Source organism: Desulfosporosinus meridiei DSM 13257 (assembly GCF_000231385.2).
Classification (GTDB): domain Bacteria; phylum Bacillota; class Desulfitobacteriia; order Desulfitobacteriales; family Desulfitobacteriaceae; genus Desulfosporosinus; species Desulfosporosinus meridiei.
Genome location: NC_018515.1, coordinates 2857258 through 2873779, shown reverse-complemented (window position 1 = coordinate 2873779; position 16522 = coordinate 2857258). Strand labels below are relative to the sequence as shown.

Here is a 16522-nt window from a genome sequence, read left to right as displayed (position 1 = left end):
AATTAAGCAAAAGGCTTTATAAGAGTTTCATAAACAAATTGACAAGTATTGAGGAGGACATCTATAATAAGAACCGAACAGATGTTTTGCTAATGTGACAAAATGCTAAGGCATATGAGAAGGATAAGGAGGATTAAGAATGGCCGAAACGAATAAGCTCAAGGCACTTGATATTGCTCTTGCTCAGATTGAAAAGCAATTCGGCAAAGGTTCGATTATGAAACTGGGAGAGTCCTCGACAGATAGGATGATTGATATTATTCCGACAGGTTCTTTGGCAATTGACCTGGCCTTAGGAGTTGGAGGGGTGCCTAGAGGGAGGATTATCGAAATCTACGGACCGGAGTCTTCAGGAAAAACTACAGTAGCCCTTCATATTATTGCGGAGGCGCAGAAATTGGGGGGAGCAGCTGCATTTATAGATGCAGAGCATGCCCTTGATCCGGTATATGCTAAAGCATTAGGGGTTAATATTGATGACTTGCTTGTTGCCCAGCCTGATACAGGGGAACAGGGCTTAGAAATCTGTGAAGCTCTTGTGCGCAGTGCTGCCGTCGATGTAGTCGTGGTTGACTCTGTTGCTGCTTTAGTGCCGCGAGCCGAGATCGAAGGCGAAATGGGGGACAACCATGTCGGCTTGCATGCTCGACTAATGTCTCAGGCCTTGCGGAAGCTGACCGGATCAATCAGCAAGAGTAATACTTGTGTTGTGTTTATTAATCAAATCCGTGAAAAGATCGGAGTAATGTTTGGTAGCCCGGAAACCACAACCGGTGGGCGTGCTCTCAAGTTTTATGCCTCAATTCGGATGGATATACGTCGTCAAGAAGCCATAAAGTCAGGTCAGGATGTAATTGGTAATAAGACCCGGGTAAAAGTGGTCAAGAATAAGGTTGCCCCTCCTTTTAAACAAGCTGATTTTGACATTATGTATGGTGAAGGTATTTCACGTGAAGGAAGTATTGTCGATATCGGAACAGAGATGGAGATAATCGCCAAGTCAGGTGCCTGGTATTCCTATAATGGAGAGCGGTTGGGGCAGGGACGTGAGAATGTCAAGGAGCACCTTAAACAACATCCGGAAATAGCTCTTGAGCTAGAACAACGGATTCGCGCTAACTTAATGCCAGTAGCAGCTACCGCTGATAAAGAGGCAGACACGTTTGAAGAGTTCTAAACCTCGTAAAAGCGTAATGGAAAGTGCTCTTGACTCATTATCCCGTCGGCTTCTTACTTACCATGAATTAGAAACCCGTCTGATTGAGAAAGGCTATGAAAGCTCGGAAATTAAGGCTGTTCTAGAAAGAATTCTTGAATGGGGCTATGTTAATGATCGAGAGTTAGCGTTAATGTATTCGGAAAGTCGACTTAAGCGTTATTCTCGGCGGCGGGTTCAACAAGATATGCAAAATCGAGGGATTGAATCGGAACTGATCGAACAGGCCTTAAAAACAACGTATTCCAGTAATAATGAGTATGAGCAGTGCTTGTCGCTGGCGGAACGCTGGTATGCACAAGAAGAGAAACGGTGGGAATCGAAGTATGCGGCAGACAATGCCAAAAGAACAATCCCCCGCGAACTATGGGTTAGACAAAAAGTAACTCGCAAGCTTGTTCAGAGAGGTTACCCCACAGACACGGTGCGCAGTGTCATTACTCAAATCGGAAATGCGAGAGAAGACAGCAGTGTATAGAATTGACCTATTTAGGACAAGCTTGACATTAACTGCAAATGATATTAAAATCTTAACAGAGACCTGTCTCTGTTAAGATTTAACCTTTAAAGGTTTTCTTATAGATTTCGTTGTAGTTAGCTAAAATAAGGTTTTTTGACTAGCGAGCGAGAGTTGTAGGAAACAGGAGAAACGCCTGTTTTAAAGGTTATGCTTAGAGTGACTGGTTTTGGAAACCAGTTTTTTTTATGTAATAATAGAGTTGAAAATTTAAACAAAAGGAGGTGTTTAGACGTATGATCGAACTAATTATCACAGGGTTGGTCTCGGTTCTAGTGGGATTAGGTTTAGGTATCTTTGCGGGTTGGCTTTTCCGCAAGAATACTGCTGAAAAGAGTATAGGTTCCGCAGAAGAGGAAGCAAAACGGATTGTTGAAAATGCCCATGCGGCAGCTGAAAGCAAGAAAAGGGAGTCCGTGGTTGCAGCTAAAGAAGAAGTTATGCACATTCGCAATGAGGTTGAAAAGGAAACCCGGGAACGGCGCAACGAACTTCAACGGCTAGAACGACGCTTGCTTCAAAAAGAGGAGAGTCTAGATCGGAAAATCGAATCACTGGAACGCAAAGAGGAAAACCTACACCGCAAAGATAGTGAAGTAGAACAACTTAAAGAAGAGTTGACTCAGATTGTAGGTAAGGAACAGGCGGAACTAGAACGTTTATCTGGTATGACCTCGGAAGAGGCTAAACAGTTGTTGCTTAAACGTGTAGAAGAAGACGTTCGCTATGAATCGGCGATTCTAATTAAGGAAATTGAAACTCGTGCAAAGGAAGAAGCTGAGAAAAGGGCAAAAAATATTATTGCCTTAGCAATACAGCGATGCGCAGCTGATCATGTTGCTGAAACAACAGTATCTGTTGTAGCATTGCCGAGCGACGAAATGAAAGGTCGGATTATTGGTCGTGAGGGACGTAATATCCGTACCATTGAAACCCTTACGGGGATTGATCTTATCATTGATGATACTCCTGAGGCTGTCATACTATCGGGCTTTGATCCAATTCGCAGAGAGGTTGCGCGTATTGCTCTTGAGAAACTCATAGCAGATGGTCGTATACATCCGGCAAGGATCGAAGAGATGGTAGAGAAGGCTCAGAAGGAAGTTGACCAAAAGATTAGAGAAGAAGGAGAGCAGGCGACTTTTGAAACAGGAGTACATGGATTGCATCCTGAATTGATTCGTTTGCTGGGCCGACTTAAGTTCCGTACAAGTTATGGACAAAATGTCCTAAAACACTCGACAGAAGTATCCCATTTAGCCGGCTTAATGGCTGCTGAGTTGGGAGTTGATATTCAGCTTGCAAAACGTGCGGGTCTGCTCCATGACATAGGTAAGGCAGTTGACCATGATATGGAAGGTACACACGTTCAAATCGGTGTTGACTTGGTCAAAAAATACAAGGAGTCCACCGAAGTAACCCATGCTATCGAAGCTCATCATAATGATGTAGAGCCAAAGACGATTGTTGCAGTACTTGTGGCAGCGGCAGATGCAGTTTCAGCAGCGCGTCCTGGAGCGCGCAGAGAAACTTTGGAAACCTATATCAAACGCCTGCAAAAGCTTGAAGAAATTGCTGAGAGTTTCGAAGGGGTAGAAAAATGTTTTGCCATTCAAGCAGGACGTGAAGTTCGCATTATCGTTAAACCAGATAAAATTGACGATGTGTTGGCTCCGCGTGTTGCACGAGAGATCAGTAAGCGGATTGAGGAAGAACTTGAATATCCGGGACAAATAAAAGTAGTTGTTATTCGGGAAACTCGGGCTGTAGATTTTGCAAAGTAATTATTATACAAAATGAACAATCAGGCGACCATTGGTCGCCTGATTGTTATTAGGAGCCAAGGTCTAAGGCTTAAGGCCTTAGTTTCTAGGGCTAATCCCATAAATGACCAGCTTAAATATGCGTTGATTGTGCAGGAGATTGTTGAACGATGCCGAATAATAAGCATGTTAGGACAGCGTATAGAGAGGGCTGAAATCGAGAATGTTTAGTACTTATAAAGATGGAGGGCGTTTGCAAGACGGAGTCGGTCTGCTTACTTCAATACTCATGAGATATAACGAGGTGGGATCAGTTCACTATTGGAGAGAAGAACATGCACTAAAGTTCACGTTCCTGGTTTCCCAACCTCAAAAGGTTAAGTCTCTCCAGGATTTATTAGCACCTGCCTTGGAATTCTTCCATCACTTAGAAGGTCAAAAAATGCGAGTTTTTGATGTGGTTTGTAGAAGCGAGGAGTCAGTCTGTGTCATTACTGTGACCAGAGATGTTGACAGTATGTCTCAGCGGGAGGTAGGATTAATTGTTGAGCTTATCAAAAGGAAGTACAAGCTGGAATTAATTTATGATGAATTATATTTGCCAGAAGATGAACAGGTATATCAGGAAGAAAAGATCAGTCAGATGTTGTCTTCAATTCAGAGTAATGATATTAATAAAAATGTTCTAGCCTTGCGAGAGGAAGGCAAAGTATTAGTTTTTAAAACGTAAATGATCATGTTTTTTTATCAAAATTTCAGTTAAACAGTTATTTAGTATAGTAAAAAATGGTATCCTATGTATATTGGCTAAATTAGGGTTTAGCCGCTGGGAAGGAGGGTTAATTATTTGCATATATTGTTTATAGGGGATATAGTGGGAAAACCCGGAAGAGAGGCTATTAAACGATTCCTGAAACCACTTCAAGAGAAACATCAAATTGATGTAACCATTGCCAATGGTGAAAATGCAGCTGCAGGAAAAGGCTTAACCAAAGAAATTGCCGATGAACTCTATGCCAATGGAATTGAATTCTTAACAATGGGCAATCATGTTTGGGATCAAAGAGATATTATGAACTTTATTGATCGTGAATCTAGGTTGATTAGGCCAGCTAATTATCCAGTTGGAGCACCGGGACAGGGACATGGTTTCATCCGTACTAAGGGTAAAAAAATAGGAGTTTTGAATCTTTCAGGCCGGGTATTTTTACCCTCGCTAGATGACCCATTCAGTGGAGCTATTCGCTGGATTAATCAAATCAAACAAGAAACCTCCATCATTATTGTGGATTTTCATGCTGAAGCAACTTCGGAAAAGGTTGCTATGGGGTGGTTTCTAGATGGAAAGGTTAGTGCAGTCATTGGTACTCATACTCATATCCAAACTGCAGATGCTCGCTTACTCGATCAAGGAACAGCGTATATTACTGATGTCGGTATGACAGGGCCCAGGGATTCAGTACTAGGAGTAAAAAAGGAAATAATTATTAATCGCTTTTTAACTCAGCTACCTGCAAAGTTTGAATTAGCAAATGGACCAATACAGCTGAATGCTGTGGTTTTAGATATTGACGAAGAGACAGGGAAAGCGCGGCGGATCGAAGCAATTCAAGTGACCGGTGAGAAGTGATACTGCCCAAATTCATTCCAAGGTTTATGGAAAAGATGGTTATCAATAAAAAATCTGAAAATTCTTTATTGATAAATAGAGGATTTTGTCTGCTCCTTCTCGAATACATATATTCTAAGTTGTGGTAATACTTGTAAATGAATTCGAGCAGGAGGATGTATCTATGGAAGTTTTAAAAGTCTCAGCAAAATCAAGCCCGAATGCGGTTGCAGGAGCCCTTGCGGGAGTACTTCGTGAAAAGGGCGGCGCTGAACTACAGGCTATTGGTGCCGGTGCTCTTAACCAGGCTGTAAAAGCCGTAGCAATTGCACGTGGTTTTGTGGCTCCGAGCGGAGTCGATCTTATATGTATTCCAGCCTTTACAGACGTTTTAATTGAAGGAGAAGAGCGGACAGCAATTAAATTAATTGTACAGTCTCGTTAAGGAAGTTTGGAATATAGAAGGAAACGATTAAACACCTGTTTGCCTAGGTCTAAAGCAAACAGGTGTTTATTATACTAGTCAGAAAGCTTAGTAATTCCGATTTACAAAAATGGACGTTCCGATTATCGAGGGAGGCGGATTGCATGAAATATTATATTATTGACGGTCATTGTGATAGTTTAAGCCATTATGTCAATGGTGAAAGAACATTGGAAGATCCCCTAGATGGAGGGCATTGGGATATCCAGCGGGCCAGGGCAACAGGCATAGCTCTGCAATTTTTGGCTGCGTATATTGAGACAGAGTATAAACCCATGATGGCCACACAACGAGGGTTGCAATTAATTGAAGGTGCTCATCGACTTATTGAGAGTCATAGGGAACAACTATTTCATATACAGAGCAAGAACGATCTTTATAATATTCCTGACTCTAAAAGAACAGGAATTTTGTTAAGTGTGGAGGGGGGAGAGATATTAGGGCAAAATCTCTTTATGCTTGACATAATCTATCGTTTGGGAGTGAGGGCCTTAGGACTAACCTGGAACCAACGCAATGAGTTGGGAGATGGGGTTGGAGAGTTGAATACTGGAAGTAGATTAACGAGTTTAGGAGAAAAAGTCGTCTTACGTATGAATGAGTTAGGGATGCTGATAGATGTCTCGCACCTTAACGAAGAGGGATTTTGGCATGTGATTGAATTGTCTAAGGATCCTATCGTTGCAACACATTCTTGTTCTAAGGCGTTGTGTAATCACCCCCGTAATTTAACGGATCAGCAATTACTGGCTTTGGCCAAGCATAAAGGGGTAGTGGGGGTGAATTTCAATCCGGGCTTTCTAAATGAAAGTGGGGTGGCAACGAGAGAAGACGTTGTCCGTCATATTTGTCATATTGCAGAGGTGGCAGGGGTGGATGCAGTTGGATTAGGGTCGGATTTTGATGGAATTCCAGAAGTGCCAAAGGGGTTAGAACATGTTGGAGAGTATTGTGATTTACTTGATGATTTAATAAAAGTTGGCTTTTCGACAAAAGATGTTGAGAAGATTAGTTATCATAACTTTAGAAGAGTACTCTTAGAAGTTTTAAAGTAAGCAATAACAACTTTGCTGCCGCAAGAAAGGGGTTAAAAAATGTCTGCAAGAAATGCGTTATATGAAGTTGATTTGCACTGTCACACCACTGCCTCTGATGGTTTATTGACCCCCCGAGAACTTGTTCGCATGGCGGCAGAGATAGGTTTGAAAGGCATTGGAATTACTGACCATGATACAATCCAAGGCTGGCATGAGGCTGAAGAAGCCGGAGTCCAATATAAAATAGAAATACTTCAGGGAGTAGAGCTTAATACAGATTGGAATGGGCAAGAAGTACATATCCTTGGATATGCACTAGACAATACGCCTAAGTTGAATGAGCAGCTTAAAAGTCTTCGTGAAGCTCGTGAACTCCGCATGCAAGATATTTTGAAGCGTTTGGCCACATTAGACATAGTGCTCCATGATGAGGAGGTTCGGAAGCTATCACAAGGGGATTCCATTGGTCGCCCTCATATAGCCCAGGCCCTTGTAGAACGGGGAATTGTGCGAGATACACGTGATGCCTTTGAGAGGTATCTAGGCAGGGGTGCACCTGCTTACGTTCCACGTTATAAAATAAGTACAGAACAAGGAATACGCTTAGTTCGAGAAGCTCAGGGTGTGGCGGTTCTAGCTCATCCGGGGATGCAGAGACTTGACGAAGAGATTGCTATATGGGCGAAAATCGGTCTTCAGGGACTTGAGGTTAGACATTCTGAGCACAGTGAAGAGGATGTCAGAAGATACATGGCAATTGCTCAACAGTATGAGTTAATTATGACAGGTGGTTCAGATTTTCATGGAGAAAAGCGTAAGCCCGGAGTTGAGCTAGGAGAATGGGGAGTTCCTCTTACTGTTCTCCGACAAATTCAGAGACTATCAATTCTTAACCAAAAATAGATTCCTGCAGCGACGGGTTTAAATTGCATTCTTCCGGCATAGACTATTAATACAGATAATGCCGGGGGGGCGTAATGATTGAATTCAAACGAGGAAATAAAGCTATTAAGGGCCCGTGTCGGAGAATTAGAGCAGCGCGTCGAACATTTACGAGTCAGTCGTAGAGTGCTTATGAACTTGTTAGAGAAGGTAGAAAGAGAAAAGGTAGCTTTAGTGCGCAACCTGGAAAAGGAAAATGTTCGCTTACAGCGAGATAACAAAAGGTTTGCAAAATGGATTTTTATCAAGAACAGGGAAATAGTTGAGCTTCAAGATAAAATGGAATCATCCGCTAAAAAAGCATGAACCACCTTCCGGTGGTTCATGCTTTTTTAGTAAAGTATTTAAAGCGTTAATTTGCGTTATCCGCTTGTTGTAATATTCGCCCTAAATCAGTATTTGGAGAATGGTGTTCACGAATTAAGTGACAGACAATGGAATTCATTCCGTTTTTTCTGGCTAAGTATTCACTCCACAGAGAGTGTCGGGTATAAATTTTTAAGGGGAACGAAAAAAATGAAGGCCCTTTTTCCAAGATAGACCATAGAGGCTTAGGTGCCTTATGCATAAGAACAATATAAACCCTTTGCCAGAGATGGATTGAGACGACTGACTTTCCGCAATCATGAAGGAGAGCAGCGGAGATCAGATTTTGATAATCCAAATAAGAAAGAGGATAGCTGGCTTTATGAATACTTTTGGCGACATCAATGGCATGACGTTGCTCTGCTTTGGACTGGCGCAAAAAAAGTTCAGAAGCAGCTACTGATAAATGCTTAGTTGCCCATTCAACATCGGCTGGTTTAATACGGGGCATAATAGTTCGAATGAATTGGCGAATACGGTAAAACATGCATTACCTCCTTCATACATCATAATAACAATGATAATGTTATACAAGCAAGAGGGGTACAATAATTCAAATGAAAATAATTGTTTTGTTATGTTTTTTTGGTCTATTTCTGATATACTAATTAGAAAACTATTCGAAGGGAGCTAATTATGTCCAATCGTATAATCAATGAAACGGCACTAACGTTTGATGATGTTCTCATTGTTCCGGCTAAATCTGAGGTATTACCAAGAGATGTCGATGTAAGTACTTACTTAACAAAAAAGATTAAGCTTAACATTCCCCTTATGAGTGCGGGCATGGACACTGTTACAGATTCTCGGATGGCAATATCCATCGCGCGAGAAGGCGGAATAGGGATTATTCATAAAAATATGAGCATAAAGCAGCAGGCCTTAGAGGTTGATAAGGTCAAACGTTCTGAACATGGTGTCATAACTGACCCCATCTATTTAAATCCAACTGATACTATTATGCAAGCTTTAAAACTTATGGAGCGTTACAAAATTTCTGGGGTGCCTATTACTGTGGCCGGTAAGTTGGTTGGAATCTTAACAAATAGAGATTTGCGTTTTGAGAAAAACTATGAACGGCTAATTTCAGAAGTTATGACAAAGACTAATCTAGTGACTGCTCCTGTTGGAACTACCCTCGAACACGCTCAAGAAATTTTAGGGCAGCATAAGATCGAAAAGTTACCGATCGTAGACCCGGAGGGTATGCTAAAAGGACTTATTACCATTAAAGATATTGAAAAAGCTCGTCAATATCCGAACTCAGCAAGAGATGAAAGTGGTCGCTTGCTAGTGGGGGCAGCAGTAGGGGTTACTGTAGATACATTACAACGTGCTGAAGCCTTGGTTAATGCTCGTGTCGATGTTATCGTCTTGGACACCGCCCATGGACATTCCAAAGGGGTAATAGAAATGGTAAGTCTATTGAAAGAACGCTTTCCCGAGACCCAAATCATCGCAGGTAATGTAGCAACGGCTGAGGCTACTCGTGATTTGATCGAAGCAGGCGCTGACGGAATTAAAGTCGGAATAGGGCCGGGCTCAATTTGTACCACGCGAGTAGTAGCAGGAATAGGCGTTCCACAAATTACGGCTGTTATGGATTGTTCGGAAGAAGCTGAAAAATATGGAATACCGGTTATCGCCGATGGAGGGATCAAATTCTCAGGAGATATTGTCAAGGCCTTGGCAGCCGGTGCTCGAATCGTTATGATTGGAAGTCTCTTTGCTGGGACGGAAGAAAGCCCTGGGGATTTAGAAATATACCAAGGGCGAAGCTTTAAAGTGTATAGAGGGATGGGTTCAATAGGTGCCATGAAAGAAGGCAGCAGAGATCGCTATTTCCAAGAAAAGGATCAGAAACTTGTTCCGGAAGGTATCGAAGGACGCGTTCCCTATAAAGGGCCTGTCTCTGAAACGATCTATCAAATGATTGGTGGATTGCGGGCTGGTATGGGATATTGTGGTACTCCAAATATTGATGCGCTGAGAACTAAGACTCATTTTATTCGCATTACGGCTGCTGGACTTAGAGAAAGCCATCCTCACGATGTGACGATAACTAAGGAAGCACCGAATTATAGCTAGAAAGCCGTTAACCAGATTACATTCAGCCCAATTTAACCTTATCGAAGGACTCAGAGCCAGACAGAAGAACCGTTCCCCTGCTAAGATGGGTTTTTCGGAGTACACAGCCACTTATTCATTATTCATTGAGCGATATAAACTACGAACCATATTAGCCATTGGCAGATAATCGACCTAAAAGAGGGAGAGAGTGTTACTCTCTCCCTAATAGTTAGTGAACGGTATAGTTTCTGTAATATAGGGGGTACTCATGAATTTAGCTTTTTGGCGTTATCTTCTTATCTTGAGCTTACTTTTCATTTTTTGGGGTGAGTTTTTTGACTCGGGAGGTACACTCAATCAATTAGCCTTTAATTTTGCACTTTTTTATCCAGTTGGGTTTCTGGTAGGTTATCGTGGGAAGTCTGAAAACTTAAGTTCTGCATATATTGCGGCTTTTTTGTTTAATCTATTATCCTATCTGATTGCTTATCTTGTAGAGTTTCCAATTGAAAGTTGGTTAATCGTTGTAGCTGACTTTACAAGTCTTGTTGTTTATCTTAACATTGGAATCTATGTTGGACGACGTGCTCAATCTAAGGAGTGAATCATTATGAAAATTGTTATTGCTCCAGATTCATTTAAAGGCTGCTTAAACGCCTTAGAGGTTGCCAAAGCAATGCGTATGGGGGTTCAAAGAGTTTATCCGGAAAGCAATATTGAAATGATTCCTATGGCAGATGGTGGAGAAGGAACTGTTGATGCAATCCTAAGCTCAGTTAAGGGGGTTAAGATCGAGGTTAGTGTGACGGACCCCCTTGGACGACCAATACAGGCCTCCTATGGTCTTATCGATAATGGTCAAACAGCTATTATTGAGATGGCAGCTGCATCAGGGTTGACCCTCTTGGCCTATAAAGAGAAAAACCCCAGAATCACCTCGACTTATGGAACGGGCTTGCTCATAAGGGATGCCCTTGAGCGCGGGGTTAATAAGATTCTTCTCGGGATTGGTGGGAGTGCAACTAATGATGGGGGAGCAGGTATGGCTGTTGCTTTAGGCGTGAAATTGCAGGATTCTGAGGGCAAGGCTTTACCGTTGGGAGGAGAAGCGCTTTTAGATTTGGCGGAAATTGATATGTCAGAAATTAATCCGCGCTTGTCCGAAGTTAAAATTGAAGTTGCTTGCGATGTTCAAAATACTCTCTGTGGTTCGGAAGGCGCAAGTGCTGTTTACGGGCCACAGAAAGGTGCTAGTCCAGATGATGTAAGAATACTGGATGCCGCTTTGAAAAACCTGGGAGAGCATATGAGTTTGGTAAAAGGAACTAATTTATTGGAATTAAGCGGCGGGGGAGCGGCTGGAGGGCTTGGGGCAGGTGCAGTAGGATTTTTAGGTGCTCAGTTGCGAGGGGGGTCGCAAATTATCTTAGAAGTGTCAAATGCAGAGGAAAAGATTAAAGACGCAGACTTGGTACTCACTGGTGAAGGAAGAACAGATTTTCAAACAGCTTACGGGAAAGTCCCTGTTGGAGTTGCTGCGTTGGCTAAAAAGTACAGTGTTCCGGTTTTGGTAATATCAGGGTCTGTTGAGGGTTCTCCCGATGCTTTTTTTGCTCAAGGAATTCAAAGCTGTTTTAGTGTTTCTGAAGGGCCCGGAACCTTGGATCAAGCTTTTGCTAAGGCGAAATCCCAATTGGAGCGTACTGTCTGGAGGGTTATGACGGTTTGGAAACTTGGAAGGGACAGTGTTAATTAGGAAAAGTATTTTAATCTACTAAATTCCCCTTGGAAAAAGAAGGTAAATAATGGAAGATGTAGAATGATATATTAGTAACTATATCTACATTAGTAAGCAAGGGGGGGAATAGATGAGTGAATTATCTCGTAGAGAAAGAAAAAAGAATGAAACCCGAGAAAAGATATTCTCTAATGCTATGCAGCTATTTCGTTCGCAGGGTTTTTCCGCTACTTCTGTTGAACAGATTACCCAGCAAGCTGATGTAGGCAAAGGAACCTTCTACAACTATTTTCCTACAAAGGAAGCAGTTATTAAAGAGTTTTCCAAGCGATCTTGGCAGGATCTTTCAAACAGAGGACGCCATAAGCCTAGTTTAGGTACACTACAACGTTTAAGTGCCCTCTTACAGGACTGGGCTGAATTTATGATTGAGGATCGTGAAATTGCCTGGGTAACTATTCGGAGTCGTGAAGGTGCGGATTACGATATGAGTTTACATTATGGTTTACTGGCAATTCTCACGGTTGGACAACAAAATGGTGAGATCAATAGTGAATATGATGCCTCTTTTTTGGCAGAGAGCCTTGAAGGAATGATGGTTCAGCACTTTATCCGTTGGCATGTTTCAGGGAACGGAGATCTCCGTGAAGAACTAAACCACGCCTTGGTTGTCTTTTTTAATGGCCTCTCGAAAAAGAAGTGGGAAGCCTAAGGGATTATATAATTATTTGTTATTACTCATATCTCTCCGTTGTACACATAACCTTACAACGGAGGGGTTTTTTGATGTGTGCAAGAAATACACCTAGAGATTTAGGGCTTTGGATGGGTTTGATGCCAGCAGGAGAGAAGAATGATATAACTGATGTACCGGGAGTTCGTGTAGGGCATCTGTCATTAATTGAAGGGTCTGGCCCTCTGATTAAGGGAAAGGGACCTGTAAGGACTGGGGTAACTGCGATTTTGCCTCGACCGGGGAATCTCTATCGACAACCATGTAAGGCTGGAATAGAGGTAATAAATGGCTATGGTAAATCTCTCGGAGTTCCCTTCATTCAAGAAACGGGCATTCTAAATTCACCGGTTTTATTAACGAATACCCTTAGTGTAAATGATGTAGCAAATGGAGTGATTACCTATCTTTTGCAACAGAATCCTGAAATAGGAAATGATGCCAGAACTCCAAATATTGTTGTCTTAGAATGTGATGATTCATATTTGAATGACATTAGAGGACGTCATGTAAAGTCTTGGGATGCAATATTAGCATTACAACGTGCTTCAAAGGGGCCTATTGAGCAGGGAAGTGTGGGGGCAGGGGTTGGAATGTCCTGTTTTCAATTAAAAGGAGGTATCGGGAGCTCCTCCCGGGTAGTTCAAGGTCAAAACGGTCGTAGTTATGTTGTGGGAATAATTGCGTTAGCAAACTTTGGCTTACTAGAGGATTTTATCTTAATGGGTGTCCCGGTTGGAAAATTATTATCGCTAAAGGAATTAGGCTATATCCCGGGGTCTTTAATTCTTGTAGGAATAACCAATGCTCCCCTGTCCCGTTGGCAATTGAAGCAACTGGCTGGTAAAGCAAGTCTAGGAATGGGTCGGACTGGCTCGATCTCTATGCAAGGCAGCGGTGACTTTTGTTTAATGGTTAGTAATAATACTCATGATGAGCAATACTTGTCAGATTGGGCCTTAGATGATTTTTTTAGGGCAGTCGTTGAAGCAAGTGCCGAGAGTATTTGGAATTCTATGTTTTTGGCTAAGACTATGGAAGGAAGAGATGGGCGTATTCGTTTAGCCCTTCCTATCGAAGAAACACTAAAGATATTACGTAGTTGGCAAGGCGGTTTGGCAGTACGTTAATGTGATAGCAATGTTATATAGATTATTTGTCATGATCTTCGTACTTAGCGCGTAAACATCCTTATGGAGTAAAGCTAAGGGAGGGTCATTGTTGAGTATTACCTGGAATTCAATCTGGGAAACTCATCCTGACGTTTTTATCGTTAAGGAATGGAAGGAATACCCAGAAGATAAAAAAAGAGCAAGTCGTCTTCCTCTTCAGTATGCTTATTTTATGGGTGGTGAGACGACTTTACGAGTAGGAATTATTGCAAGTGCAACAATAAATAGGGAAGAAGAATTTCTTCTCGCAGGATTATTATGGGGACATCGACTCAGCAATGGCACAAAGACGGTGATTTACTATGTAGCCCCGGACTTTTCAACGTCCTTCTTAACAGGGCTGTCAAAAGTCGGAGGGATTATTGATGCAAGAGCAGTGTATTGGCGTGAAAAATTAATGCCTAGCTTATATCCTATTCCGGAGAAGCAACTATTTAGTCGTGTCAGATATCCAATGGGCGAAGACCGACCAAATTGGAAGCGTTGGGGAGAAAGTCTTAATCCTGTGGCCAGGCAACAATTGGTAACAGTGAATAATTTTTTTAGTCAACTGGCTGATAGAAGAGTTCGTACTGTGGTAAAAAATCAAACTATTAATATCTATTGGGGAAACTATGAAATTGCTGAAGTTAGGAAAAAAGGAAAAAAATTTGAGCTCAATAGTAAAGTAAAATGGCTCAAATCATCCGAACAAATGCAAAAATGGCAAAAGCAAGGGTGGGTCGATGCTTCAGGTTCTCTTAACCCTGAGTTTTCTGCGACAATTTTAGAAATATTAGATTACCTTGAATCTTTGCAGAAGGCAGGTCAACTTCGCCCCCATGATCATCTTGCTTTGATGCTACATAATGGGGAAGGTGCATTAAAGATGCTGTGGGGGAGTCCATGGGCCTGGCCATGGCTTCCCAAAGACCGTAGTGAAACCGCAGTACTAGAATTAGAAGAGTGGTTTTATTTTCAGGGAAATGGCCAGCTAAGTGTAGTATGTCCAATATTTGACAAGTCTTTATTGAGAGCTGCCCGCAGTATTTTGTTGGCTTCCGTGCTGGAAAGGAGCCTGTTATTAGTCAGCGCCCAAGACGATCAGGGAAATCTTTTAGTATGGGATGGTAGAGTACACTGGCTTACAACACCGGGTAAAGAAGAGGAACTTCGGCGTAGTTACTCTTGGTTAAGTGATGTCAGCAGGTTCCCTATATGGACACTGCCAGAAGACTGGCAAGAAAATGGAATTGATGCGCTAAATTGTCAAAGTAATCACTTTAGTCAGTCACTCGTGCAGAAAGGGTATCTGTAAAATCTAAACGTGGAAGACTTATTGTTACAACTGTACCGGTTGTGATAGATGAATCAGAAAAATGAAGCTTACCGTGGTGGGTAAGAATAATTTGTTGAGCAATAGTTAACCCCAGTCCAGTCCCTTCTTCATGCGTAGTAAAAAAAGGATCGAGAATTTTGCTGCGAAGAGTCTCAGGAATACCCGGGCCATCGTCAGTGACGCTTATGCTGACCCAGGACTCATTTTGGGTTAATTGGATGCTGACTTTTCCGCCTAGGGGAGAAGCTTCAACGCCGTTGTTAACAATGGACATTAATGCCTGGTGAAGCTGTTCTCTGTCACCCATTACATAGACTGACTGCGAAGGGCATTCTACATCTAGAAACACTCCATATTTTGAAATATAAGGTATAGTAGCTTCAGTTAAGGAAGAAATGCATTCTAGCAAGTTGAGCTTTTCAAAGTGAGGTGCAGAGGGATTGGTAATTAAGATGAACTTATTAAGCAGCTGGTTAATTGTTTCGATTTCATCGAGTATTAGTACTTGATATGGGCGAAATACTTCAGGCCATTGCTCAGGAGTAATTAATTGCATAAAGCCTTTAATTGTCGTCAGGGGATTGCGGATTTCGTGGGCCAAGCCGGCTGAAACTTGACTCACTATCGAAAGCTTCTCGATTTGTAACTCATTTTCTAAACGATTTATTGATTCGCTGATATCAAATAGGGTCACAAGAGTTCCTGAAGGTTTGTTCCGGTCTAGCAAAGGGCGGGTTCGAAATTTCAAATACTTGGTAACACCTTGTTGTGTCCAGTTAAAATCACCATTTTCAGGTATATTAGTCGGTTGGGCATTTGGTAAGATTCCTAGAACATTATAAATGGATTTGCCAACTAAGCTAGACTCAGGTAGAGATAAAAGTATTGAGGACTCTGCATTTATGTCTAGAATAGTACCTAGATTATCCAGGATAATGATTGCTTCGTTAGTATAATCTGCTGTTTGAATTAGAGGAGGATGTTGCCGCAAAAGCACTCGAATCGTTTTGAGATGGTGTTCATGAAGACGAAGTTTTTGTTTTTCTGTATGATTAAAAAGAAGCATCATGACAAGCAGAAAAAAGACATGTGCCAGCATTAATGGGCCAGAAGGAAGTACTGGATTTAGATATGAACCCAGTATAAGCAGGGTCGAGGCTATTATCCAAACTTTTCCCCATGAGGTAAACCAAGGCTCAAACCAGACAACTAGGATTGTGAATGTGATAAATTCTAAAGTAATGCGCACTAATTGAGAGATGGGCAAGTAATAACATAAAACAACGCAGACTAGAAAAAAAACTGAGAATAGGTTAAAAACCCATTGTCGATGGAAAGAATGAAATCGAAATTTAAGGGGAACCACAATGAAAGACTCCTTCCAAAAACTACTAAAAGAAACACACTGACATAGTTTACCATATAACGAGGTAAAAAAATGTAAGAAAAAGGAGAAATGATATTTTTAGGAATAATAACAAATCCGCCTCACAGGCGTGCTTGGAAAAATTAGATGGAAAAAAATAGAACAAAATCCGACAGGTAACCTTTTGCTTA

17 protein-coding genes are annotated in these 16522 nt (G+C 41.8%); 15 read left to right on the top strand and 2 right to left on the bottom strand.

The annotated features are described in order from the left end of the window. Positions 1 to 139: 139 nt before the first annotated feature. The 9 genes from recA to DESMER_RS13155 all read left to right on the top strand — a co-directional run bounded on the left by recA (position 140) and on the right by DESMER_RS13155 (position 7874). Positions 140 to 1177, top strand: a complete 1038-nt coding sequence (gene recA, locus DESMER_RS13195) for a recombinase RecA (protein WP_014903565.1) — start codon at positions 140 to 142, stop codon at positions 1175 to 1177. Further along, entirely contained in the window at positions 1164 to 1694 is a 531-nt protein-coding gene (locus DESMER_RS13190; protein WP_014903564.1) for a regulatory protein RecX, read from the top strand. Before recA ends, DESMER_RS13190 begins: the two co-directional genes overlap by 14 nt. Positions 1695 to 1969: 275 nt before the next feature. Beyond that, positions 1970 to 3517: a ribonuclease Y gene (gene rny / locus DESMER_RS13185; protein WP_014903563.1), complete on the top strand. Its 1548-nt coding sequence runs from the start codon at positions 1970 to 1972 to the stop codon at positions 3515 to 3517. A 202-nt stretch (positions 3518 to 3719) separates the two neighbouring features. Then, the gene (locus DESMER_RS13180; protein WP_014903562.1) at positions 3720 to 4226 is read left to right on the top strand and encodes a hypothetical protein; all 507 of its coding nucleotides are present in this window, start codon (positions 3720 to 3722) and stop codon (positions 4224 to 4226) included. A gap of 117 nt (positions 4227 to 4343) precedes the next feature. Further along, a complete protein-coding gene (locus DESMER_RS13175) occupies positions 4344 to 5126 on the top strand; it encodes a TIGR00282 family metallophosphoesterase (protein WP_014903561.1) in 783 nt (260 codons plus the stop codon). A gap of 163 nt (positions 5127 to 5289) precedes the next feature. Beyond that, entirely contained in the window at positions 5290 to 5550 is a 261-nt protein-coding gene (locus tag DESMER_RS13170; protein ID WP_014903560.1) for a stage V sporulation protein S, read from the top strand. A 143-nt stretch (positions 5551 to 5693) separates the two neighbouring features. Further along, positions 5694 to 6644: a dipeptidase gene (locus DESMER_RS13165; protein WP_014903559.1), complete on the top strand. Its 951-nt coding sequence runs from the start codon at positions 5694 to 5696 to the stop codon at positions 6642 to 6644. A 39-nt stretch (positions 6645 to 6683) separates the two neighbouring features. Next, entirely contained in the window at positions 6684 to 7529 is an 846-nt protein-coding gene (locus DESMER_RS13160; RefSeq protein WP_014903558.1) for a PHP domain-containing protein, read from the top strand. A 78-nt stretch (positions 7530 to 7607) separates the two neighbouring features. Next, positions 7608 to 7874 (top strand): hypothetical protein, encoded by a 267-nt coding sequence (locus DESMER_RS13155; protein WP_014903557.1) that lies wholly within the window; start codon positions 7608 to 7610, stop codon positions 7872 to 7874. Between the two features lie 46 nt (positions 7875 to 7920). Here the strand turns inward: DESMER_RS13155 and DESMER_RS13150 are convergent, their stop codons facing one another. Next, positions 7921 to 8421, bottom strand: coding sequence for an HD domain-containing protein (locus DESMER_RS13150; RefSeq protein ID WP_014903556.1), 501 nt, complete (start codon positions 8419 to 8421; stop codon positions 7921 to 7923). Positions 8422 to 8570: 149 nt separating this feature from the next. On the opposite strand from DESMER_RS13150, the gene guaB reads away from it, so the two are divergent. From guaB to DESMER_RS13120, 6 genes are all read left to right on the top strand, one after another. Next, positions 8571 to 10022: an IMP dehydrogenase gene (guaB, locus tag DESMER_RS13145; protein ID WP_014903555.1), complete on the top strand. Its 1452-nt coding sequence runs from the start codon at positions 8571 to 8573 to the stop codon at positions 10020 to 10022. A 250-nt stretch (positions 10023 to 10272) separates the two neighbouring features. After that, a complete protein-coding gene (locus tag DESMER_RS13140) occupies positions 10273 to 10608 on the top strand; it encodes a hypothetical protein (RefSeq protein WP_014903554.1) in 336 nt (111 codons plus the stop codon). Between the two features lie 6 nt (positions 10609 to 10614). Continuing rightward, positions 10615 to 11760 carry a glycerate kinase family protein gene (locus DESMER_RS13135; protein WP_014903553.1) on the top strand — a complete coding sequence of 382 codons (1146 nt, stop codon included), beginning with the start codon at positions 10615 to 10617 and terminating at the stop codon, positions 11758 to 11760. Positions 11761 to 11872: 112 nt separating this feature from the next. Further along, positions 11873 to 12454 carry a TetR/AcrR family transcriptional regulator gene (locus DESMER_RS13130; RefSeq protein WP_014903552.1) on the top strand — a complete coding sequence of 194 codons (582 nt, stop codon included), beginning with the start codon at positions 11873 to 11875 and terminating at the stop codon, positions 12452 to 12454. A 74-nt stretch (positions 12455 to 12528) separates the two neighbouring features. Then, complete coding sequence (locus tag DESMER_RS13125; protein WP_014903551.1) at positions 12529 to 13605, top strand: DmpA family aminopeptidase; 1077 nt, start codon at positions 12529 to 12531, stop codon at positions 13603 to 13605. 91 nt (positions 13606 to 13696) lie between these two features. Further along, a complete protein-coding gene (locus DESMER_RS13120) occupies positions 13697 to 14944 on the top strand; it encodes a hypothetical protein (protein ID WP_014903550.1) in 1248 nt (415 codons plus the stop codon). On the opposite strand, the gene DESMER_RS13115 is transcribed toward DESMER_RS13120, so the two are convergent. Then, complete coding sequence (locus DESMER_RS13115) at positions 14910 to 16331, bottom strand: two-component system sensor histidine kinase NtrB (RefSeq protein WP_014903549.1); 1422 nt, start codon at positions 16329 to 16331, stop codon at positions 14910 to 14912. The two genes, DESMER_RS13120 and DESMER_RS13115, sit on opposite strands and share 35 nt — an antisense overlap. Between the last annotated feature and the right edge of the window lie 191 nt (positions 16332 to 16522).